This is a genomic window from Pseudomonas sp. IzPS59 (genome assembly GCF_014863505.1).
GTDB classification, from domain to species: Bacteria; Pseudomonadota; Gammaproteobacteria; order Pseudomonadales; family Pseudomonadaceae; genus Aquipseudomonas; species Aquipseudomonas kribbensis.
Genome location: NZ_CP062251.1, coordinates 1,538,922 through 1,560,841, shown reverse-complemented (window position 1 = coordinate 1,560,841; position 21,920 = coordinate 1,538,922). Strand labels below are relative to the sequence as shown.

Annotated in this window: 29 protein-coding genes, 1 tRNA gene and 1 pseudogene; 17 read left to right on the top strand and 14 right to left on the bottom strand. The window is 56.8% G+C overall.

The annotated features are described in order from the left end of the window. Positions 1–49: 49 nt before the first annotated feature. On the bottom strand, positions 50–745 hold the full coding sequence (gene ung / locus IF189_RS07020) for a uracil-DNA glycosylase (RefSeq protein WP_192553048.1): 696 nt from the start codon (positions 743–745) through the stop codon (positions 50–52). 132 nt (positions 746–877) lie between these two features. Here ung and IF189_RS07015 point away from each other — a divergent pair, with 132 nt between their 5' ends. Continuing rightward, positions 878–1,990: an enoyl-CoA hydratase/isomerase family protein gene (locus IF189_RS07015; protein ID WP_192553047.1), complete on the top strand. Its 1,113-nt coding sequence runs from the start codon at positions 878–880 to the stop codon at positions 1,988–1,990. A 50-nt stretch (positions 1,991–2,040) separates the two neighbouring features. Here IF189_RS07015 and IF189_RS07010 read toward each other — a convergent pair whose 3' ends face one another. After that, positions 2,041–2,430 (bottom strand): hypothetical protein, encoded by a 390-nt coding sequence (locus IF189_RS07010; RefSeq protein WP_085710220.1) that lies wholly within the window; start codon positions 2,428–2,430, stop codon positions 2,041–2,043. A 178-nt stretch (positions 2,431–2,608) separates the two neighbouring features. Then, on the bottom strand, positions 2,609–2,866 hold the full coding sequence (locus IF189_RS07005; protein ID WP_192553046.1) for a hypothetical protein: 258 nt from the start codon (positions 2,864–2,866) through the stop codon (positions 2,609–2,611). Between the two features lie 207 nt (positions 2,867–3,073). Between IF189_RS07005 and IF189_RS07000 the strand changes: the two genes are divergently transcribed. From IF189_RS07000 to IF189_RS06945, 11 genes are all read left to right on the top strand, one after another. Next, positions 3,074–4,561, top strand: coding sequence for a sensor domain-containing diguanylate cyclase (locus IF189_RS07000; RefSeq protein ID WP_134825780.1), 1,488 nt, complete (start codon positions 3,074–3,076; stop codon positions 4,559–4,561). A 5-nt stretch (positions 4,562–4,566) separates the two neighbouring features. Next, positions 4,567–4,785, top strand: coding sequence for a cysteine-rich CWC family protein (locus tag IF189_RS06995; RefSeq protein ID WP_192553045.1), 219 nt, complete (start codon positions 4,567–4,569; stop codon positions 4,783–4,785). 33 nt (positions 4,786–4,818) lie between these two features. Further along, positions 4,819–5,511 (top strand): pseudouridine synthase, encoded by a 693-nt coding sequence (locus IF189_RS06990; protein ID WP_192553044.1) that lies wholly within the window; start codon positions 4,819–4,821, stop codon positions 5,509–5,511. A 312-nt stretch (positions 5,512–5,823) separates the two neighbouring features. After that, positions 5,824–6,711, top strand: a complete 888-nt coding sequence (locus IF189_RS06985) for an alpha/beta fold hydrolase (RefSeq protein ID WP_085710215.1) — start codon at positions 5,824–5,826, stop codon at positions 6,709–6,711. Between the two features lie 169 nt (positions 6,712–6,880). Next, positions 6,881–6,954: transfer RNA gene (locus IF189_RS06980), tRNA-Gly, on the top strand. 350 nt (positions 6,955–7,304) lie between these two features. Further along, positions 7,305–8,039, top strand: coding sequence for a zeta toxin family protein (locus IF189_RS06975; protein ID WP_192553563.1), 735 nt, complete (start codon positions 7,305–7,307; stop codon positions 8,037–8,039). Further along, positions 8,027–8,194: a hypothetical protein gene (locus tag IF189_RS06970; protein WP_167443763.1), complete on the top strand. Its 168-nt coding sequence runs from the start codon at positions 8,027–8,029 to the stop codon at positions 8,192–8,194. Before IF189_RS06975 ends, IF189_RS06970 begins: the two co-directional genes overlap by 13 nt. Positions 8,195–8,624: 430 nt before the next feature. Continuing rightward, on the top strand, positions 8,625–9,035 hold the full coding sequence (locus IF189_RS06965) for a PaaI family thioesterase (protein ID WP_192553043.1): 411 nt from the start codon (positions 8,625–8,627) through the stop codon (positions 9,033–9,035). Between the two features lie 140 nt (positions 9,036–9,175). Further along, a complete protein-coding gene (locus IF189_RS06955) occupies positions 9,176–10,390 on the top strand; it encodes a hypothetical protein (RefSeq protein WP_225739951.1) in 1,215 nt (404 codons plus the stop codon). Positions 10,391–10,424: 34 nt separating this feature from the next. Further along, the gene (locus IF189_RS06950; protein ID WP_192553041.1) at positions 10,425–10,586 is read left to right on the top strand and encodes a hypothetical protein; all 162 of its coding nucleotides are present in this window, start codon (positions 10,425–10,427) and stop codon (positions 10,584–10,586) included. A gap of 60 nt (positions 10,587–10,646) precedes the next feature. Beyond that, entirely contained in the window at positions 10,647–11,132 is a 486-nt protein-coding gene (locus IF189_RS06945; protein WP_192553040.1) for a hypothetical protein, read from the top strand. 13 nt (positions 11,133–11,145) lie between these two features. Here IF189_RS06945 and IF189_RS06940 read toward each other — a convergent pair. Next, positions 11,146–11,331: pseudogene (locus tag IF189_RS06940) on the bottom strand (hypothetical protein); the annotation flags it as partial. Between the two features lie 274 nt (positions 11,332–11,605). Between IF189_RS06940 and IF189_RS06935 the strand changes: the two are divergent. The 3 genes from IF189_RS06935 to IF189_RS06925 all read left to right on the top strand — a co-directional run bounded on the left by IF189_RS06935 (position 11,606) and on the right by IF189_RS06925 (position 12,866). After that, positions 11,606–12,010 (top strand): type II toxin-antitoxin system HicB family antitoxin, encoded by a 405-nt coding sequence (locus tag IF189_RS06935; RefSeq protein WP_192553039.1) that lies wholly within the window; start codon positions 11,606–11,608, stop codon positions 12,008–12,010. Positions 12,011–12,056: 46 nt separating this feature from the next. Further along, on the top strand, positions 12,057–12,251 hold the full coding sequence (locus tag IF189_RS06930; protein WP_192553038.1) for a hypothetical protein: 195 nt from the start codon (positions 12,057–12,059) through the stop codon (positions 12,249–12,251). A gap of 147 nt (positions 12,252–12,398) precedes the next feature. After that, entirely contained in the window at positions 12,399–12,866 is a 468-nt protein-coding gene (locus IF189_RS06925; protein WP_225739950.1) for a hypothetical protein, read from the top strand. An 80-nt stretch (positions 12,867–12,946) separates the two neighbouring features. Here the strand turns inward: IF189_RS06925 and IF189_RS06920 are convergent, their stop codons facing one another. Continuing rightward, positions 12,947–13,315: a DUF6124 family protein gene (locus IF189_RS06920; RefSeq protein WP_192553037.1), complete on the bottom strand. Its 369-nt coding sequence runs from the start codon at positions 13,313–13,315 to the stop codon at positions 12,947–12,949. A 518-nt stretch (positions 13,316–13,833) separates the two neighbouring features. Between IF189_RS06920 and IF189_RS06915 the strand changes: the two genes are divergently transcribed. Beyond that, entirely contained in the window at positions 13,834–14,562 is a 729-nt protein-coding gene (locus IF189_RS06915) for a class I SAM-dependent methyltransferase (RefSeq protein ID WP_192553036.1), read from the top strand. A 41-nt stretch (positions 14,563–14,603) separates the two neighbouring features. Here the strand turns inward: IF189_RS06915 and tam are convergent, their stop codons facing one another. Beyond that, on the bottom strand, positions 14,604–15,374 hold the full coding sequence (tam, locus tag IF189_RS06910; protein WP_192553035.1) for a trans-aconitate 2-methyltransferase: 771 nt from the start codon (positions 15,372–15,374) through the stop codon (positions 14,604–14,606). Between the two features lie 215 nt (positions 15,375–15,589). Here tam and IF189_RS06905 point away from each other — a divergent pair, with 215 nt between their 5' ends. Then, the gene (locus IF189_RS06905; RefSeq protein ID WP_085710209.1) at positions 15,590–16,000 is read left to right on the top strand and encodes a low affinity iron permease family protein; all 411 of its coding nucleotides are present in this window, start codon (positions 15,590–15,592) and stop codon (positions 15,998–16,000) included. Between the two features lie 44 nt (positions 16,001–16,044). Here the strand turns inward: IF189_RS06905 and IF189_RS06900 are convergent, their stop codons facing one another. The 8 genes from IF189_RS06900 to IF189_RS06865 all read right to left on the bottom strand — a co-directional run bounded on the left by IF189_RS06900 (position 16,045) and on the right by IF189_RS06865 (position 21,867). After that, positions 16,045–16,548, bottom strand: coding sequence for a DUF4142 domain-containing protein (locus IF189_RS06900; protein ID WP_192553034.1), 504 nt, complete (start codon positions 16,546–16,548; stop codon positions 16,045–16,047). A gap of 75 nt (positions 16,549–16,623) precedes the next feature. After that, the gene (locus IF189_RS06895) at positions 16,624–16,779 is read right to left on the bottom strand and encodes a KGG domain-containing protein (protein WP_082302357.1); all 156 of its coding nucleotides are present in this window, start codon (positions 16,777–16,779) and stop codon (positions 16,624–16,626) included. Positions 16,780–16,896: 117 nt separating this feature from the next. Then, complete coding sequence (locus IF189_RS06890; RefSeq protein ID WP_192553033.1) at positions 16,897–18,246, bottom strand: bifunctional diguanylate cyclase/phosphodiesterase; 1,350 nt, start codon at positions 18,244–18,246, stop codon at positions 16,897–16,899. Positions 18,247–18,323: 77 nt separating this feature from the next. Then, positions 18,324–18,962: a LysE family translocator gene (locus IF189_RS06885; RefSeq protein WP_085729973.1), complete on the bottom strand. Its 639-nt coding sequence runs from the start codon at positions 18,960–18,962 to the stop codon at positions 18,324–18,326. Positions 18,963–19,022: 60 nt separating this feature from the next. Beyond that, entirely contained in the window at positions 19,023–19,439 is a 417-nt protein-coding gene (fos, locus tag IF189_RS06880) for a fosfomycin resistance glutathione transferase (protein WP_192553032.1), read from the bottom strand. 3 nt (positions 19,440–19,442) lie between these two features. After that, the gene (locus tag IF189_RS06875) at positions 19,443–20,162 is read right to left on the bottom strand and encodes a hypothetical protein (protein ID WP_192553031.1); all 720 of its coding nucleotides are present in this window, start codon (positions 20,160–20,162) and stop codon (positions 19,443–19,445) included. Positions 20,163–20,197: 35 nt separating this feature from the next. After that, positions 20,198–20,935, bottom strand: a complete 738-nt coding sequence (locus IF189_RS06870) for a hypothetical protein (protein WP_192553030.1) — start codon at positions 20,933–20,935, stop codon at positions 20,198–20,200. A 20-nt stretch (positions 20,936–20,955) separates the two neighbouring features. Next, positions 20,956–21,867: a LysR family transcriptional regulator gene (locus IF189_RS06865; protein WP_192553029.1), complete on the bottom strand. Its 912-nt coding sequence runs from the start codon at positions 21,865–21,867 to the stop codon at positions 20,956–20,958. Positions 21,868–21,920: the final 53 nt, after the last annotated feature.

The following is a 21,920-nucleotide window of genomic DNA, read 5'->3' as shown; positions in this document are numbered from 1 at the left end:
TCGTTCCCACGCGGAGCGTGGGAACGAGATTAGCCGCCAGCCCTGAATTTCAGACCACCGACGGCAGGCGCCACTCGATCGGCGCTTCACCGTTCTGCTCCAGGAACTTGTTGGTGCGGCTGAAGTGCCCGCAGCCGAGGAAGCCGCGATAGGCCGACAGCGGCGACGGATGCACCGAAGTCAGTACCAGATGCTTGGTGGCGTCGATCAGCTTCTGCTTGCTCTGGGCATGGGCCCCCCAGAGCATGAACACCAGATGCGGCTGCCGCTGGCTGACCACTTCGATGATCCGGTCAGTGAAAAACTGCCAGCCCTTGTCCTTGTGCGCGTTGGCATTGGCGCGCTCGACGGTCATGGTGGTGTTGAGCATCAACACGCCCTGATCGGCCCAGCTCTGCAGATAGCCATGGTTGGGGATGTCGATGTTCAGGTCGCGTTTCAACTCTTTGTAGATGTTGACCAGCGACGGCGGCGCCGGCACGCCCGGCTGCACCGAGAAGCACAAGCCGTGGGCCTGGCCCGGACCGTGGTACGGGTCCTGGCCGAGGATGACCACTTTTACCTTGTCCAGCGGGGTGGAATTCAACGCGTTGAAAATCAGCGGGCCCGGCGGATAGATTTCCTTGCCGGCCGCCCGCTCCTGCTGCAGAAAATTGCGCAACTCTGCCATGTAGGGCTGGTCGAATTCGGCACGCAGTGCCTCCTTCCAGCTCGGTTCGAGTTTGATACGGTCGTCAGCAGTCATGGTCATACCCGGCAAAAACAATGGGGCGAACCCTAGGAAAGCCGACCACGCTTGTCAATTGATCTGACGCAGATCCGGCACTTTCCCACACAGCGATCATACTGATCGTTCAAATTCCCGATCGAGGTCACGATGAATCTGCACTTCGAAGAACTGACCGGCACCGACGGCGCGCGTATCGGCATGGCCACTCTGGATGCCGAAAAGTCGCTCAACGCGCTGTCCCTGCCGATGATCCACGCCCTGAGCGACAGACTGAACGCCTGGGCCAAGGATCCGCAAATCGTCTGCGTGCTGCTGCGCGGCAACGGCGCCAAGGCCTTCTGTGCCGGCGGCGAAGTGCGCAGCCTGGTGGAAGCCTGCCGCGCCCATCCCGGCGAAGTACCGCCGCTGGCCGCGCAGTTTTTCAGCGCGGAATACCGTCTCGACTACAGCCTCCACACCTACCCGAAACCGTTGATCTGCTGGGGCCATGGTTATGTGCTCGGCGGCGGCATGGGCCTTTTGCAAGGCGCACACATCCGGATCGTCACGCCAAGCAGTCGACTGGCGATGCCGGAAATCAGCATCGGCCTATACCCGGATGTCGGTGCCAGTTGGTTCCTGTCGCGCCTGCCAGGCAAGCTCGGTTTGTTCCTGGGCCTGACCGGCGCGCACATGAACGGTCGTGACGCGCTGGACCTGGATCTGGCCGACCGCTTCCTGCTCGACGAACAGCAACAGGAACTGATCGATGGCCTGTTGCAATTGAACTGGCAGGAACAGACCGCGATGCAGCTCAACAGCTTGCTGAAGGCTTTGCAGCAGGAAGCTGTGGCGCAAATGCCTGAGGCGCAATGGCTGCCGCGTCGTCAGGCAATCGATGATCTGCTGGATGTCAGCGACGTGACCTGCGCCTGGAAAGCCATCAGCCTGCAACGGGACAGCAACGACCTGTTGATTGCCCGGGCGGCGAAAACCATGAGCGAAGGTTCACCACTGACCGCGCATCTGGTCTGGGAACAGATCGTCCGCGCCCGCCACTTGTCACTGGCCGAAGTCTTTCAGATGGAATACACCCTGAGCCTCAATTGCTGCCGGCATCCGGAGTTCAGCGAAGGGGTTCGCGCGCGACTGATCGACAAGGATCACAAACCGCACTGGCATTGGCCGGACATCACACGGGTGCCGGACGCGGTGGTCGAGGCGCACTTTCACAAGGTCTGGGAGGGGCGGCATCCGTTGGCGGATCTCTCCAGTTACTGAAATCCGGGCATAAAAAAGCGGCGCTCAATGCGCCGCTTTTTTGCGGAGGGTTACCAGCGGTTACCGCGCCAGTGATCGCCACGGTCATGGTTACCACGACCGCGGTGATCGTCCCAGCCACCACGACGGTGGCCATCCCAGCGTCCACGATCATCGCCGTGCCAGCGGCGGCTCTCGTAGTAGCGCGGGGCCGGTTGGTAGTACCGGGGCGCCGAGTAATAACGTGGCGCCGGTTGGTAATAGCGTGGTGCTGGCTGGTAGTAACGCGGGGCCGAGTAATAGGTGCTGCCACCGCTGTAATAAGTGCCGCCACCTGTGTAGTAAGCCGGTGCGGGGGATGTGTAGACCTCTGACCTGTAATAGCTGTCTCCGTAGGAATAAGGGACGCAACCGGCAACGGAAAAAAGCAACGCGGCAAGCAGAAGAATTCGGCGATACATGGCGGCCTCCTGGACCGCGGGTAGCCACACCAGCGACGCTGGCAGGCGTCAGTCTTTCATTCGGCGACTGACGAAATATCTGACAGCGTTTTCGGAATCTGGTGCGTTTCTGTAACAACTTGAAACATGTGATTGATGAAACCTTGTTCACGAAAACGACGCCGCACTCAGCCACCGATCAGTGATGCCAGCCGTGATAGCCGCCGCGATAACCTCGCCCGTAGCCTCGATACCCGTAACCGCCATAGTAGTAACGGGCGCCACCGTAATAGCGCGGGCCGTAGTAGCCACCGTAGTAATAGGGCGAGTAATAGCCTGGATAGTAATAAGGCGCGGAGTAAACGTCGTAGCCGCCACCGTAGTAATAACAGCCGGACAGCCCCAGACCGAGCACTGCTCCCAGCAGCACCCGACGCAGCAATTTTGCAGTTCTCATGACGGCCTCCTGGAAGACCTGTGACAGCAGTCGGCACAGACCGGCTGACAACAGTTTTGACTGGCTGACCGCTGCCGAGTGCCAACTTCCATCGCCCGTCGGATCAGCGGCGCAACAGGCTGCTCATTTCAGGCAAATATGCCGCAACCTTTTCCCCGTCACTGCCACTAGAATGCTGCCATCGGGCCACCGTCAACGGAATTGCCAATGCCGCTCAGATCTGCGTTTTACTCCCAACGTTCGCTGGTATTGACGCTGGTCGCCCTCCTCGGCGCAGGCTTCCTCGCCACCTCGCTGCTCAGCTACTACGCCTCGCGCGCCTCGATCCGCGACAACATCGTCAACACCGAACTGCCGCTGACTTCCGACACCGTCTATTCGGAAATCCAGAAAGACCTTGTCAGACCGATCCTGATTTCCTCGATGATGTCTCGCGACACCTTCATGCGCGACTGGGTGGTGAACGGCGAGAAAGACAGCGATCAGATGATCCGCTACCTCGACGAGGTCATGACCCACTACGGCGCTTACACCGCGTTCTTCGTCTCCAACAGCAGTCACACCTACTACCACGCCAAGGGTGTGCTCAAGCAGGTGAAGATCGACGAGCCGCGCGACGCCTGGTACTTCCGTGTGCGCGACATGAAAGATCCCTACGAGATCAACGTCGACCCGGATCTGGCCAACAAAGACAACATGACCTTCTTCATCAACTACAAGGTCTTCGATTACAACGATCGCTTCATCGGCGCCGCTGGCGTGGGACTGACCGTGGACGCGGTCATCAAGCTGATCGACAAGTACCAGCAGCGTTATCAACGCAGCGTTTACTTCGTCGACACTTTCGGCCGACTGGTACTGACCGGCGCCGAAGGCGGGCCGGAAGGTGCGCGGGTCGGGAAAAGCCTGACGGATCTCGACAGCATGAAAGGTCTGGTCAGCCAGTTACCCAAACCCCACAGCGGCAGCTACGAATATTCCGCCCACGGCCAGGGACATTTCCTCAACGTGCGGTTTATTCCGGAGCTGAACTGGTACCTGTTCGTCGATAAACGCGAAGACGGGGCCCTGAGCGAGATTCGCCAGTCGCTGTACCTCAACCTGCTGATCTGCCTGCTGGTGACGTTGATCGTGCTGGCGCTGGTCAATCGCTTGATCAAACGCTATCAGGACAAGATCCACGCTCAGGCCACCCTCGACAGCCTCACCGAACTGCCCAACCGCCGGGGCTTCGACCTGCTCGCCGGGCAGGCCTTGCAGGAAGCCCATCGCGAGCCGAAACCGCTGACGGCGCTGCTGCTGGATCTCGATCACTTCAAGGTGTTGAACGACACCTACGGGCACATGGCCGGCGATCAGGTGCTGATCGGTTTTGCCCGGGACCTGCAAAGCTGCCTGCGGCATTCCGACATCGTCTGCCGTTGGGGCGGTGAGGAATTTATCGTTCTGCTGAAGGACACCGACGGCGAGACCGGTCAGAAGATTGCCGAAAAGATCCGCCAGCACGTCGAACAGCATGAATATGCCTACAACGGTCACACCCTGAATCTGACGGTCAGCATCGGCGCCACCACTCTGCAACGGGATGACACCTTGCACAGCCTGCTGTCCCGGGCCGATCATGCGATGTACCGGGCCAAACAGACCGGCCGCAACCGCATCTGCGTGGAAATGCATCAATCGACCTATGCCTGAGCCTCATGAACAAACCTGACCTCTGCCCGGCCTGCGGCGCCCGCAACGACTGCGCCCTGGCCGATCCGCGCACCGCCGACCGCGCCTGCTGGTGCTACGGCGTGTCCATTGACCCGGCAGTGCTCGAAGCGCTGCCAGCGGACCTGCGCGACAAGTCCTGCCTGTGCCCGCGTTGCGCCCGGGTCGAGGCGCAACTGCAAGCGGCCAAGCCATCGATCCCGTAAGATGCGCGCCCCGCTTCCTGCCGATTCCTGATCATGCGCGTCGACCGTTTCCTCAGTAACCTGCCCCGCTACAACCGTAAGCAGGTTCGCCTGTTGCTGGTGGAAAAGCGCGTGCGCATTGACGGAAAAGTCGTCAGCGATCCCCACAGCGAAGTCTTGGAATTCAGCCGCGTCGAAGTCGACGACGAAGTGCTGCAAACGGGGAAACCGGCGCGCTACTTCATGCTGCACAAACCCCAGGGCTGCGTCAGCGCGACGCGCGATCCCGAGCATCCGACCGTGCTCGACCTGATCCATGAGCCGGACAAGGATGACCTGCACATTGCCGGGCGCCTGGATTTCAACACCACCGGTCTGATGCTGATCACCAACGATGGCACCTGGTCGCGGCGTCTGACCCAGCCGCAGACCAAAATGCCGAAGGTCTATTACGTCGAGACCGAACAGGAAATCGGCCCGGAATATGCGGTCAAGTTCGCCGAAGGGATCTACTTCGCCTTCGAGGACCTGACCACGCAACCGGCGCAGCTGGAAGTGCTTGGACCGCGAACGGCGCGTCTGAGCATCGTCGAAGGTCGCTACCATCAGGTGAAGCGCATGTTCGGACACTTCAACAACAAAGTGCTGCGCCTGCACCGCGAATCCATGGGCCTGCTGCACCTGGATAACGCGCTAAAACCAGGCGAATACCGCGCCCTGCGCACCGAAGAGATCCATTTGTTCTAAGCCGCCGACCGCTCAGCAGAAGTTGTCGAACAATTTACCAACGGCACTTGCGCGATCCGGATCCCCCTGCTTGAATCAGGACGTCGGCCAAATTGTGACCGATGAGTCACACATAACTTCTAAGAAACCTTTTGCCGGTAGAGAGCCCTCAGGGCTCCGCCTCAGCCGGCAGATTGCCCGCCAATAACAATACCCGTCGACCTGCCGTTCCGGATCGACATGGGCTCCAAAATTCCAGGCGTATGCCTACCTGTCACAAAGCTCGTGCAATCTCTATTTGCGCGCATACCCGCTTGCCAGGAGTCTTATGACATGAGGCCAGAAATCGCTGTGCTGGATATACAGGGTCAGTATCGGGTTTACACGGAGTTCTATCGCGCAGACGCCGCGGAAAAGACCATTATTCTGGTCAACGGCTCGATGGCCACGACTGCGTCGTTTGCACAGACCGTGAAAAATCTGCACCCGCAATTCAACGTGGTTTGCTACGACCAGCCCTACGCGGGCAGGTCGAAAATTCACAATCGCCACGAGAAACATCTGACGAAAGAAGTCGAAGGCCTGATCCTGCTGGAGCTGATCGACCACTTCGCCGCCGAACATGTTTTGTCGTTTTCCTGGGGTGGCGCCGCGACCATGGTCGCCCTCGCGCACCAGCCCCGGCGCATCGAAAAAGCCGTGATCAGCTCGTTCTCTCCGGTGGTCAACGCGCACATGCTCGATTACCTCGAGCGCGGCGTCGAATGCCTCGGCAAACGCGACGGCGACCGGGTCGGCCATCTGGTCAACAACACCATCGGCAAGCACCTGCCGTCGCTGTTCAAGCGCTTCAACTATCGCCACGTCAGCAGCCTCGCCGAACACGAATACGGGCAGATGCACTTTCACATCAGCAACGTGCTGAACAGTGATCGCCAGTGCTATCTGAACGCGGCGAAGAAGATCAACGTGCCGGTGCTGTTCATGAATGGCGAATGGGACGAATACACCGCCGCCGAAGACGCCCGGCTGTTCGGCAACCACGTGGCGCAAAGTACCTTCACCACCCTGCAGGCCACCGGGCACTTCCTCGACATGGAACACAAGTCCGCTTGCCGGGACAGCCAGAACGCCCTGCTCGGCTTCCTGAAACCTGCACAGCAGCCTATCAGCCGAACGCGTCACCCGTTTACTCAGGATCACCATGCATTGGCCGTTTGAAACAGTGTCGTCGCGAGCAAGCCTACGGGTCTGAGATATAGCCGTCCTCCAGCCCGCAACGCTTGCCCGCGATTGACCGATCCGGCTCTGATTCAGGCTTTTCCGCTCGCCACACGCAAAGAAAACTTCAAATCCGTGGCCGAGTCTGGTACAAAGTCAGCCGCTCTGAGCGGGTGTCGTATAATGGCATTACTCCAGCTTCCCAAGCTGATAACGAGGGTTCGATTCCCTTCACCCGCTCCAATCGAATTCATGTCCTGCGTCGTGGTTTGACGGGGAATGCGCAAACAGAAAAAACCGGCCTTGATGGCCGGTTTTTTTGTGTCTGGGGTTTGAGGTCTGCTGCTCGTCCGGCAAAGAACAATTCAGAAACACACCGTTGATTGCAGATACCGTATCCCTCTCTACTCTTCATTCTCTCCAGCGACAAAAAATACAGTTTGCTCAAAGGAATGATCCATGCGCACGGTTTTCCCATCAAGGCTTTGACCGATTGGAAGCCACCACACCGCGGTAAATCCAGAGCGCAAACGGTAAATGACCTTTCAACCGCAGAGGGTTCATATCCAGTGCAGGAAGACAAAAGGCTTGGAATGACGGATGAGGAACAGGCCATCTGGGACGATGCGATCAGGTTCGCAAGATCAAACAAGAAGGCTATTGGCAAGCGACTCACGGATCAGACCCGGTATCCGCCCGAAAAAGAGCCTGTTTCAGTTTTTATGGCTGGATCGCCCGGCGCTGGCAAGACAGAGGCATCATTAGCCCTGCTGAACCTTTTCTCTGATACGCCCATCCTGCGAATTGATCCAGACGAACTCAGAACCGAATTTGAAGCCTACCAAGGGGGCAATGCCTGGCTTTTCCAAGGCGCCGTTTCAATTCTGGTAGGGAAGCTGATTGATCTTGCCCTGGATCGAAACCAATCTTTCCTGCTCGATGGGACGCTTTCGAATATAGAGATCGCAAGGAACAATGTGCGGCGTTGCCTGGACAAGGGGAGATTCGTTCAAATTCTCTATGTCTATCAAGACCCCAGGCTTGCTTGGTCTTTTGTCACGGCTCGTGAGGAAGCCGAAGGACGGAGGATTCGACCGGAGCATTTCGTCGACCAGTATTTTGCAGCACGTGACGTGGTTAACATGCTTAAGCTAGAGTTTGGCAAGGATCTTCATGTCGATCTGCTTGTGAAGCACATTGATAATTCTGGCCGTCTCTACAAGGCTGGTGTTGACAAGATCGACTACCATATCCCGGAGAAGCATACGAAACACGACCTGATGGTCATGCTTGGGATAAATAACGGAGTAACCCCATGTTTTCCATGAAACTCGGATCCCCAAAGGAGTCCACGAGTCCATTCGCAGACTTCATTCGTAATGCGAAATCGGAAGAAAAAAAGCGCGTTTACAGTGAAGTGCTGACCGAAGCCACCAAAAAACAGAATGAAGTGATGCTGGCTGCACGTGAAAAGCAAGCCTGATTACGTTAGTGGATTCCAAAACTGCCCGGCCAAGTGCCGGGCTTTTTCATTCTGCCGTTGACGTGTTTTACGTGCTCTGGTGTACATCTGACATTGTTGGCGGAGGTCTCACATTACTCAGCGGCTTGGGATGTATTCTCTTTGATGAGCGGCTGCACCGACGCCGTCCGCCACGCTTCTTCCGTCCAACGCTCACCTAATGGATGTGCGTAGTTGTGCTTTTTCCGCTCAGTCTCGGGTTGTGAGGCTTTGTGGTTCAGCACGAACCATGGGGCTGCTGCCCTTACTGCTCCATCGTGATCAGCTTATCGCTGCAAATTCCGCATACGTATGATCCTTCTCCGACGGCGAAGTCAGGTTTAAACCCTCATAAGCAACGCTCCGTTTTCAGGCCAAAGAAGCCGGTAACCAACCGGCACAGGGATTGACCATGAACGACACTGCTATTCCCGAGGGCTTCACTCCACTGACTCGCAGCAGCCCGCTGCTCGACTTGCTTGGCCCGATCTATACCAGAGGCACCGGTTTGCAACTTGAAATCGGTCTGCGGACAGACTCACGACATGCCAATGGACGGGGCACGTTGCATGGCGGTGTATTGGCGACATTGGCGGATGTCGGCATGGGTTACGCCATGGCATTCTCCAGCGACCCTCCCCTGCCATTGATCACGGCGAGTATGACCCTGGACTATCTCAGCGCGGTGCAGATCAATGAATGGCTCGAGGTACGCGTTGAGCACTCCAAGAAAGGACGGCAACTTGCGTTTGCCACTGTCGGGTTGCATGTCGGTGATCGAATGGTTGCCCGTGCCAGTGCAGTGTTCGCGGTGCCGCAGTAGTCCCCCCCCCCCCCCCCGAATCCAACTGGTCTTGTACCGGTTTTTGGATATTTTTAGGGTCAGTCCCCTTTAAATCCGTCAACTCTAAGGTCTGTGATCTCTTGGGTCATGCTACAAATATGGCTCGGATTGGCGTAGGTATGCCACTTGATCCTGATCCATTTCCACCATTACTGGATGCCACGCTTGCAGGAACGGCAGTTACCGGATTTGTTCTCAGTGGATCGAATACGTTGATGGCTGTGCCTATGCTCAATCATGGTGGTGTCGCGAAGGGTGATTCCAGTTCTACAAAAAATTCACTCTTCATCAAAAGGGATTTCGGAATGAAGTATGAAAGAACGCTTAAGAAATTGAGTAGATCCCCAAAGCTAACGGAAGAGTTAATAGTTGCAGCTTTCAACAAATACGATGATAAAGATGTTGATGTCTGTACAAAAGATATAGGAAAGCCAGGATTTGAGATCGCGACCGATGTTGGCCTGTGCTTTATCACGGAACGTCCGATAGAGTTTTACAACGAAAGGTGCGGACGGATAACTGGGGCGCAAGAACAAGCCTTGCCTTTGTCTTTTCCAGTACCACTTCATGTTGTAGGTGAAGGAACATTGATTAAGGCAATACATGAAATGAATAGGGCCGAGAATCCAAAAGAAGCAGCAGACACTTGGCTACAAGAATACTTTGCTCCAGAAATTGCAGCTGCGTACTTTAATAAGCTTTTCTCCAAAAGCGATTCGCTGAGTGATTATCGACTTATCGTTTTCGAGGCACTTGAAGCCTACTATATCGGCATGGATCATGTGGCGATCATGTCTCTAATACCAGTGTTCGAGGCTGGACTAAGAAACATTCAAAACTCACGTCTTAAGATTGAACCAAACAATATTAGCGGTGAAAAATTTGAGCGCTACCTCAGAGACTTAATAATTGCTTGGGGGCGGCGAAGGCTGGGGGCGTACGTTTGGTATCCGGGACTTAACTCTAGCCAGATAATGGAAATCGATTTTCTAACGCACATCTGCCCGCAATCGGATGTAATCAATGCGTTCAGACTTTATTTTAAAAATATTTTATACAAGCCAAGTTACGGGGAGGTTGATGGATTTAATCGGCATATCATAATGCACTTGCTCAAGAATGATTTTAAGAGCCCAGCAAACTTTGTCAGAGTATTCATTTGCCTGGTTCATATAATGTTTATTGAAAGTCTTGAAAATCAAAATGTTCCTTTTTTTTGGCCTGGAATCGATCAAAAAGATTTAGAGGTTTCGGCATACTTCTGTGAGATATCGAGGAAGCTTGGAGACCCCCGCAGGTCAATATTGCAGTCTTTAGGGGTAGATGGCTATTAGGTATATGATGGCGGATTTCGCTTGGAGATTAAGCATGCAGATCGTTGAAATCGTGAAAGATTTACTCGAAGCTCTTTTATCTAAAGAAGTTGCTATTGCCCTCATTGCTGCATATATCGGTGCTAGAGCAACAAGTAAAGCTGCCTTGCAATCGCACGAGCTTGCGACTCAGAAGTCTAAAAGAGAAGAAGTTTAGTTAACTCACAACACGCTGCGACTTATAAGGGCCGAACTGACAACGGCATGGGATATTTACATGTTTGAATATGGCAAGGGCTTGATTCTTGTGCCTGAGGATACGCCATATATAATAATGCTGCCAATTGGTGATAACACTTTTCCCATCTATGATTCGGCGCCTCCGTGTTTGGCAAGTGTAGATCCAGCAATATCCGCGAAAATTGTAAGAATTTATATGAGGATTAAGGGCTTAATCACAATGATTAAACTTAATAATGCAGACTGTCAAACTGCCTACAATGCCGGGCGCTACGCGGTTCAGAATCTCATAGGCAAAGCAATTTCTGATGGCCAAGCCATAGATGAAGATGGCGCGAGAAGGATCAATGAATACCACGATTTCTATATTGAACAAGAAGCCAAGCAACTTGGAATGGGTGGAACTGCGAACGGACTCAAGTTTATGACTAGTGAATTGGGAGAGCTTTTGGTGTCAATACAACAAGACATTGACAAACTAACCTCAAGCCCTTACCAAGTTAAAACATTATATCGTCACTGACTTAACCTGAAATTTAGCCGGTGACGCGCTCGCCGTTGTTGACCGTTGCACCTGGTCGCAGTCGCAACCCGGGAAGGGTCGCGATCATCGCGCTCAGATTGCCCTGGTAGCCGTCGAATAGCTCCGTGGAGATTTGCAGCGGCGCCTGGGCGCCAAAGAAGCTATTGGCCCAACTGCCCACAAACACTTCACCCTTTCCCAGCTTCGAAATAAGAATGGGAGCCCCGACCAAAATAAGGTTGCCTGCTGAGTCCTTGCCCTACGCCCCTTACCGCTTAAGATTTTTCAACCGTCTAAAAAAGTGTTTTTGCAGGGTTTCATCAAATACAGAGCGTGATTTGCTCCATTGAATAATTCAGAAACAAAGCGTTGATTGCAGATCCCCTACTCCGCCTTAGGCTTCCACCCGAGACCTAAATCCGTCCTATGAGGCGGAGTCCAATATGTAGAACCATATTCAGGGGCGAATCCGCATGCTTTATCCAATCGCAATATCTTCCAGCGAAGGCGACTCAACATGGGGTGTTGAAGTACCGGACCTCCCCGGTTGTTTCTCCGCCGGAAACGATCAGGACCATGCGTTGGAAATGGCCAAAGAGGCGATAGAAACCCACATCGCGATTCTCGCTGAGAGCGGTGCCGTGATACCTGCCGCCAGCAAGATCAGTAACCATGTTTCCGATCCGAGGTTTGAAAACTGCGTATGGGCGTTGGTGGATGTGGACATCAGTCAGTGCCTGGGGAATACGCAAAAGGTCAACATCACACTCCCAGGCTATTTGTTGAGCCGCATTGACCTTCACGTCAGCCAGCATTCGGAGGAAAAGAGTCGTTCCGCGTTTTTGGCTTCGGCTGCGTTACGTATGTTGAGCTCGTGAATAGTCTATCGACCCCGATGGATCTGATCTGCACGGAGAATCTGCCATGAACAGCGAAACCATCCGTAACCGACAAGACTTGAACATTGCATTTGTACGGATGGAAAAGCTCTGGGGGGCTGAGCCCGGATCGTCCGATGGAAATGAACTGGAAAACCTCGCAGTGCTTATCGAGCAATATGAGAACGAGCACTATCCAATGCCCACTGAAATAAACGACATCCGAACGGCCGACCAGTAATCCTGTAGGAATCGCCGCACATAAACATGGCTTGATGCTTGCCATGTTTTCAGACGTTTCCCAGCGATCAGTTCTTGAGATTCCGCTAGCATTCGCACGCCCAAGAGGACGCTTGGGGTTAACGGACGTACTCAACAAGGACGGCTCATGCTTTCTTCCGCACGCTTGGGCGATAAACACGTTTGCCCGTTGCCAGGACATGGGGAGATGGAGTCAGTGTCCACGAATGCAAGTAAGCGACACCCGCTCTATATCGTTATGCGGTTACTTATTCTGGTGGTGTTGACGTATCTGGTTTGGTACGTCGCAGTGCCACGCGTCGAGATTGATTTCTCGAAAGAAGGCACAGGGGATTTGAGGTTTGTGCTGAATACGCAAAATGAGATCTTTCACGGAAACCTTGCCCCCGGAGAGTCTACGGGCGGACCAGGGCATCTGTTTCCCGATGATGATTTTTTTATGGAATTTGATTGGCGTAATTCCGGGCAGAACCATTGCATCAGGATCACTCCGAAATGGCCCGCGACTAAAATTCATATCGGGAACAATGGCGAGGTTGACCGTAGCGCTGGCAGTGGCACTGATGTCGATCAGCTGGAGCCCTGCTCACCTTGAAGATTTATACGAGACAACCTTCGTAAAGAAAAACCGGCTCAATGAGCCGGTTTTTTTATGCCTGCCAGAACAACTGCAATTCAGCTCTTCACCTCAACATGATCCAGCGCCTGATTCACCGCCAATTCTCCCAGCATCACGACCTGCGCGATCCCCAGTGCCGTCTTACGATGGGACGGTTCGAGCACGGCGGCGAAGTTGCTGAGCATTTCGCTGGCCGAGCCCAGGGATTCGCAGGCGTTGGCGAGCAGGGATTCGGTGTTGTAGGCCGGGTTGGCGAGGAACATCGGTTCAGGCTGATTGGTCGTGCCCATGACATGGGTGCCGGGACAGAGATAGTGATCGAGGGCGCGGTTGGCGGCGTCGTTGAGTTTTCTGGAGTCGATTGAGGTGTAGGGGGACGTCGGGTCGGTTTCGACTTCAGGTGGGTTCGGAGTTGGTTTGAACATGATTTCATCTCTCAAAGTACAAGTTTGAGCTGACCCATTCGGTTCCACGCGAAAGGAGGCAGCTGTACGCAGGTTGGAACCCGGGGAGAGACAACCCGGCAGACCCGAAGGTCTCCCGCGCACAGCCGCCATAACAGAGTGCACACATTCAAGGTGCGCAGCATACGTCATGAATAACGATTGTACGTTCCAACTCTCCGCGGGGTTCCAATCCCGATCGCCGATTCATCAGCGACCTTCACAGGCTAGAGCCCGCACTTCCGACGGACAACCTGAAAACCTTGTGGGAAGGATCAGTAAACAGGACCCATTCTTTAAACATCCCGAATCGAAAAACCGCGTTTACAGATCCCCAACACTCCCTCTGTTCTCACACTCGCCACGACCCGCTAGCATTTCCCCATCACCCACCACCCTCCCCCTGCGCGGCCATCGACGAATACGCGCCATCACGTTTCGAGGGACTTCAAATCGTGGCCGTTGAGCCACCCAAATCAAATTCAGATGAGCATCAAACCATGACCCAGAACATCTACGACGACCCCGAATTCTTCCAGGGCTACAGCCAGATGAACCGCTCCATCGGCGGCCTCGATGCCGCGCCGGAGTGGCCGGCGCTGAAAGCCTTGTTGCCCTCCCTCCACGGTTTGCAGGTAGTGGATCTGGGCTGCGGCTATGGCTGGTTCTGCCGCTGGGCCAGCGAGCAAGGCGCTGCTGAAGTGCTGGGGCTGGATGTCTCGGAGAAAATGCTCGAACGGGCGAAGGAACCCACCTCGGCCGCGAACATCCGCTACGAACGTGCCGACCTGGAACAGCTCGACTTGCCTGCGTGCACTTTCGATCTGGCCTACAGCTCGCTGGCCCTGCACTACATCAAGGATCTCTCGGGGCTGTTCGCCAAGCTGCATGCGGCGCTGAAACCCGGTGCGCATTTCGTGTTTTCCATCGAGCACCCGATCTTCATGGCGCCGCGCAATCCGGGTTGGCTGGTCGACAGCGAAGGCCACAAGCGCTGGCCGCTGGACAGCTATCAGATGGAAGGCGAACGGGTTACGAACTGGCTGGCGGACGGTGTGATCAAGCAACATCGCACGGTCGGGACACTGCTCAACGCGTTGATTGGCGCAGGCTTCACGATTCAACACGTCAACGAATGGGGCCCGAGCGATGCCGAGGTGGCCGCGCAACCGGCGCTCGCCGAAGAACGCGAGCGGCCGATGATGATGCTGGTCGCCGTACAGCGCTGACCGCAAAAAGAAAGGGCCGATCAAATCGGCCCTTTTTCATTTCAACGCGTGGCGACGATGAACAATCGCGGAAACGGCAACAACACCGAACCATCCGCCAGCGCCGGATAAGCCTTCGCAACCTCCGCCAGATAGTGCGCCAGATACTCCGCCCGCTCCGTTTCCGTCAGCGGACTGAGGAACGGAATCAGTCCGCTGCCCTTGAACCACTCGACAACACCTGAAGCACCGCCCGCCAACTGATGGTGATAGGTCGTACGCCACACATCGACCCGCGAGCAATGCGGACGCAGCATCGAGAAATAAGCACTGGCATCCGCCATCTCGGTCCGCTGCCCCGCCGCGCCCGCCAGTTTGCTGGCCCACGGCCCGTTGGCAGCCACTTCACGCATCAGCCTGTGGGACGGCTCGTTGAGGTTGTCCGGCATCTGAATCGCCAGGCTGCCACCCTGCGCCAGCTTGCCCGCCAGTGCCGGCAACAACGTCCCGTGATCCGGCACCCACTGCAATACCGCGTTGGCGAAGATCACATCGAACGGCCCCGCATCCGCCCATTTATCAATGTCCGCCACCTCGAACTGCAACTGCGGCAGACGCTTGCGCGCGGCGTCGATCATGTCCGGCGAACTGTCGAGACCCTGCACTTTCGCCCCCGGAAAACGCTCCACCAGCAGCTCGGTCGAGTTGCCGGGGCCGCAACCGATATCGACCACAGAACGCGCCTCCCGCGTGGGAATCGCCGCCAGCAAGTCACGGGCCGGGCGGGTGCGTTCATCTTCGAAAGCGACGTATTGTTTGGCGGACCAGGTCATTGCGTTCTCCTGTCTTGGACGTTTTGGCGAAACGTGGAAAAAGCGGCTGCCGTCACGATACAACGAACGTGTTTATCTGCCTTCCCCTACCTACGTCCGATATCGCCGGGATTACGGTCTGCGGCGACTTCCATAGAGAACAGAAAACTGTAAGCAGAATTTTCCTCCCTCCCCCGCTGTCTGAATTTCAAGCTCCCCCCACAAGGAACACCGCCATGAAATTCGCAAAGATTTCCCAGACGCTCGCACTCTGGGCCGGCAGTCCGAAGACGTTCATGGGGGCTTTGATTCTGATCGGGTTGTGGGGGTTGAGCGGGCCGATTTTTCATTTCAATGACACCTGGCAGCTGATCATCAACACCTCGACCACGATCATCACGTTCCTGATGGTGTTTCTGATCCAGAACACCCAGAACCGCGATACCGACATCCTGCATTTGAAGATCGACGAGTTGTTGCTGGTAACCAAAGAAGCGCAGAACGCGATGCTCGGGCTTGAAGCGCTGGATCTCAAACAACTTGAAGCGTTGCGCAAACACTACCGGGCATTGGGTGAAGGCGAGGTTTTCAACCTTGACGGGTTGGGTGAAAAGAGCAAACCGAAGCAGGACCTGAATGACTGCTGAGCAAAAAAACGGCGCCTTGAGCGCCGTTTTTGTTCGACCCGGTTTCAGCGACTGGCTTGCAGCGCCCGCGCCATTTCCAGGTGGCTTTGCAGTTTCGGCAGGGTCTCGTCGGCGAAAGCCTTGATCTCCGGCACGTCGGTAGTCTGGGCTTCCTGCTGGATCTGTTCGATGGCTTCTTCCGTGGCTTTGACCTGGCTCGCGGCATAGGCCTGATCGAAAGACGCGCCGTCCTTTACTTCCGGGATCAGCGTCTTGGCCTTGTCGGCGATTTCTTCACGGGGGGCGATGGGCAGGTCCAGTTTTTTGGCGATTTTCGCCAGATGCTGGTTGGCCGTGGTGCGGTCGTTAATGACCACGATGGTGTAATCCTTGACCTCTTTGGACTCGGCCTTGCTGTGGGCCTGGCGGCTGGCCTCGATGTCGGCCATGCCTTTGGCCGAGGCTTCGTTGATGAAGTCGGCGGGCGACTGGGCAAATGCGCTGCCGGCACTCAGGCCCAGCAGGGTGACAAAACTGATGTTGCGTACTCGGGTGGCCATCCGGCTCATGGTCGCGCCCTCCTTCTCGGCAAATTCAAGCGGGAGCTTGCGCCCCCGCCTCTCAATCAAAACAACCTTCGCCGACTACTTCGATTTCTGAGCGGGCTTGCGGCCCATTTCAGTTTTAGGCTCTTTATCGACAGTCGTGGTGGTGGTTTTCCCACCCTTGCGACCGGCTTCAGAGGCCTTCGTTCGATCGTTGGCAAAGTTTCCCGAGTTCGAGTTTCTTGAGTTAGGCATGATTCTCTTCCTCTTGGTATTGATCGTCAGCGAGCAACTGCCCGCCTGGATTGAGAATTCGCCAGCCCCCAAAGGTTTAGAAAAGTTGCCGTTGCCGCGACGAACGGCGACCGCCAGTCAGATATCCCGCGCCCGATGATTTTCCCGTTTGGCGGCGTACATCGCCTGATCGGCGTGACGAAACAGCTGCTGCTCGTGATGGCCATGTTCGGGAAAACGCGCGACACCGATGCTCGGCTCGATGTGCAGGTTGTGCCCATCCAGACGCATGGGTTGCACCAGCACCTGTCGGATCTTTTCCGCCACGCTGTCGGCATCGTCGGGGGCGTGGACGCTGTGCAGCAGCACCACGAACTCGTCGCCGCCGATCCGCGCCACGGTGTCGGTCTCGCGCACGCAGCCCTTGAGGCGGTTGGCCACGGTCTGCAGGAGCATGTCGCCGACGCCGTGGCCGAAGGTGTCGTTGACCTGCTTGAAGCGGTCCAGATCGACATACAGCAGCGCCATGTGCCCCGATGTTTCCCGCGCGCTGGCCAGCGCCGCCTTCAGCCGATCACGCAACAATTCGCGATTGGGCAATTGGGTCAATTGATCGTATTGCGCCATGCGCCGCAGGCGGGCGTGCAACTGCTGGCGTTCGATGGCGGTGGCGACCTGGGCGCAGACGTATTGCAGCAGTTCCTTGTCGCGCTCGGTGTAGCGTTCGCCGCCGGGCAGGCTTTTGACGATCAGGGCGCCGATGGTGCCGTTCTTCGAGTTCAACGGTACGCCGAGCCAGCACGGTGATTGCTGCCCTGCCACCAGCGCTTCGAAGCCTGCCGGGGCCTGCGGGCAATCCGGGGTCAGCAGGATCGGCTGGCCGCTGCGGATGACCTCGGCGCACAGGCGACCGGTCACGGTGCCGGGTTGCTCCGGTTGCAACTCGTCATCGTCGACGTGGTAGGGGAAATTCAGTTTTGCGCAGTGTTCGTCGTACAGCGCCACGGAAAAATTCAGCGCCGGCAGCCACTCGCCGATGATCAGGTGGATGCGTTTGAACAGCGCCAGCAGATCCTCCGCTGCATGGGCCGCTTCGGAGATCGCATACAACGCGGCCTGACGGGACTCGGCCAGTTTGCGCTCGGTGATGTCCCGGGCCACGGCGATGCGCAGTTGATCGACTTCGGACCAGCGTGCGGACCAGAGTATGTGCACAAGGCTGCCGTCCTTGCGCACGTAGCGGTTTTCGAAATTGTGCTTGGGCTCGCCGCCCATGATGTCGCTGGCGGCGGCCAGGGTGCGTTCACGGTCGGCGGGATAGACGTAGTCGATCATCGACTGGCCGACCAGCTCGTCAGGGGTGTAGCCGAGAATCCGCTCGCAGGCTGCGCTGACAAAAACGAAGCGACCTTGTTTGTCGACCGCGCAAACGGCGTCCAGCAACAGATCGATGTAACTCGCCAAGGGCGCAGAATTTCGGCTTTCCATGGTTCAGCGTGGGTGTCCGGGCAATGCAGCACTGATCAACCGTCCCTGACCTCGACCTCGCGTCCCAGCGATTTTCTTCAAGTCTTGCTCGGCATCAGCCCCGGCAACGCGTGCACCAGAGCATTGATGGCGAAACCGATGAACATTACCCCGCACAGCCGGGTGATGGCCAGTTCATGGCGCTGATACAGCGTGCGCACCTGACGGGCGCCGACAACGCCAATGAGAATAGCGTAGGCGAGCAATCCGCCGAGGAAACTCAAGGCGATCAGCATCGGCAGCATCGACCAGTTGAGCAGTTCGGCACGGCTCGACAGCAGCGCGGTGAACGTCGCCACCGCCACCGGGTAGGCCTTGGGGTTGGTCAGGCCGAACAGGATGCCGTGCCAGAACGGCTGACGCGCCGCACCCTGGGGCTGATCGCCGTTGCTGCGTTTGGCCCGCACCGCACGCCAGCCGAGCCAGAACAGGTACAGACCGCTGAGTACGCCAAGCACATCGAACGCAGTGCTGCCGATTTCCCGGGCGCCGACAATCGCGATCAGCGCAGTGCTGCACCAGATCACATCGCCCAGCAGATGCCCGCACAAGAATCCCGCCCCGGCCCGACGACCGCGCGCGGCGCCAATGCCGAACACCGCCAGCACACCCGGCCCCGGCGTGATGCCGTAGATGAAACCCGAGGCCAGCACGGCCATAAGCAACGATGGAGTCATGGAATACCTGCAAGCGCCGGAAAACGTGGCCGCCAGTCTATCCCAGCGGTTTGTGAATATTCACGACTCGTTGAAAAAACGCATCCCCGCGTAGGGCTTTTGCCGACACGCGGCCAGTCGCGAGGCCAGATCGCCGACATGGGCTTCGAGCTTGTGACCGTCCGGGTCGAGGAAGTAGAACGACGCACCTTCGCTGCGGTTGTCGCGCCACTCCTGCACGTTCGCGGCACGAAGCTGCTGCACGAACAGCGGGAAATCCGCAGCGCCGAGGCTGAAGGCGTAGTGGGTGTAGTCGGCGGCGGGCTCGGGTTGGCGTTGCGCATCGAGGGACAGGCACAACCACAGGCCCGGGAGCGACAGGTAGGCACCGGCGTCCCACGTGGCCTCGACTCGCAGCTTGAGGACGTCGCGGTAAAACGCCAGGCTGCGGTCCAGGTCGCTGACGGCGAGGGTCAGGTGGTTGAGGCCCGTGAGCATCGGTCAGTAACCTCGCAGGTCTTCGGGGATGGTGTATTGCTTGCCGTCGTAGGTCAGGGTGATTTGGGTGTTTTTCAGGTCGGTGGTTTTGGAAACGCACTCTTTGCCTGATTGGGTCGAGGTGTACACCACACCACTTGAGGAAACGATCAGATCAGCGAAACCGTTATGGCTGGCCGGGCCGATTTCCACAGTCCTGAGGATTTTCGTGTCCTTGGTATCGCACTCACCAGTGCCCTCGCCAAACTCCTTCCGAATAACCAGACCTTCCAGCACCGGGCGCAACTTGCTGCCTTCGCGCACATACAGCGCCAGATCGGTTTTTGCGTAGGGGTTGGCCCGGGAAAGCTGATCGGCAAACTTTGAGCGCAGGCCAAATGCGCGAACGTCGGACGCCAGGCGGTAGCGAGCCGTGTCGATGGTCAGGTCCTCGAAACGGATGGCATCGGAGTTGTAGGCTCCAGGCTTGGCGTAAGTCGCCAACGGCTTGGCATTCGCGGCGTTGAGGAGCGACAACTCCAGATCGAACACGCCGTCGTGATCACCTTCGGAGTCGGACACGAATGTGGACTTCGCCGAGATCGCCTTGTCCGGGAAGGCCGGCCACACTTTGCAGCGTGACAGGGAATGGCCGTCGAGTTTCTTGACCTCACAGGCGGCGTGGGCCTGAGTGGTGATAGCCAGAAAACCGAGGGCGATGAAAAGTCGGGTTGGGGTGAGCATTGTTCTTCCTTGATAAAAGTCGCGTTGGTTCTGTATCACTCGATGGCCTGGAAACCTTTAGGCAAGACGTAGGATTTTCCGTCGTAGCGAAGGGTTGTCAGTTCAGGGCTGCTGACACTGGTTTTATCTTCGCAGGCATCCCCTTCTCCCACACTGGTCGTATTTGTTTGCTGGGTTTTGACGATCAAATCCGCATAACCATGGGAGCTGGTTTTAGCGATTTCGACTGTCCTCGAAACCTCAAAGCGCTGGCTATCGCAATTGCCATCCCATTCGCCACCATATTCAGAAACAACCAACTGACGCAGGACCGGGCGTAGTTTTTCGCCCTCTTTCACATAGAGCGAGAGTTGAGTTTCATCCACCGGAGTAAGGCGAGATCCGTTTGAAAGCCGCACTCGGACACCAAACGCTCGAAGGTCGGAAGTGAGCTTGTAACGGGCAGTATCAAGAGTCAGCTCATACACCGCCACACCATTCTGCTCAAACGCAGCGGCTTGGTGATAGGTAGCAAGTGGCTCTGTTTTGCCGTCCTGAAAAACTGACAAGTCGAAGTCATAGATGCCGTTCGAGTCGACGCCACCCGGCGTAGGTTTGCGCTTGAACAGAGCCTTGGCGCCAATAGTCAGCCCCGGATACGCCGGCCACTCCTTGCACACGGAGAAATCCAAATCACCGGTCACCGGCGCAGGCACACAATCAGCCAACACCTGCCCCGCCATCAACGCCCCGCAAAGCGCCAGACACCCCATCACCCCAGACTTCACTGTCACGCCCCACTCCTTGATGTTTTTCAGCCGCGCACTATCCCCTCCCCGATCCGCCGATTCAACCAGTTCAACGCCTGATCCCCACCCCGCCGCTTGTGCCACGCCGAGACAAAGGTAAATGGTGCGATCTCGAACGGCGGCGGCACGACGATCAGCGCCTCCTCATCAATATCATTCAACGCCCGCGAAGCCACCGTGAGGATCAGATCCGTGCCACTGATGAACTGCGGCGCGACGCTCCAGTGCGGCAGGCTGACGGCAACTCGGCGGCGCTCGCGCAGGGCGGTCAGGGTACGTTCGATTTCCGGCGTGCCGCTGCCGCGCATTTCCAGCAGAACGTGGGGTCGGGAAAGGTAGGTTGGCAGGTCGAGAACACCTTCGGCGGGAAGGCTCTGGCGATCCAGCAGGCAGACATAACGTTCTTCGAACAGCGACGTGCTGCACAACTCACCGGGCAATTCCGGAAGCACACCGGCAGCCAGGTCGATGTCGCCGTTGAGCAGCCCCTCGACCATCCCTTCGCGACTGGCATGGCTGATTTGCAGATCAATGCCCGGAGCCTCCGCGCGCAACGTGCGAATCAGGCCGGGCAGGATAATTGCCGCTCCGTAATCCGACATCGCAAGCCGAAAGGTCCGACGCGCGCTGGCCGGGTCGAAGGTGTTCGGCGCCAGCAGCGATTGCACCTGGGCCAGGGCTTCGGCCAGAGGTGCAACCAGTTCCAGCGCCCGGGCGGTAGGCACCAGCCCCGAACCGGCCCGCACCAGCAGCGGATCACCAAGCAAATCGCGCAATCGGGCCAGCGCATGGCTGACCGCCGGTTGGCTCAAGTGCAGACGCTCGGCAGCGCGGGTGACGTGCTGCTCGCTGAGCAAAGCGTCGAGGATCACCAGCAGGTTGAGATCGATGCGCCGAAGATCATTCATCTGATGCATGTTCCGCATGAGAAAACAGAATTTAAATCTGCGCGACGAATACCCTAGAGTCC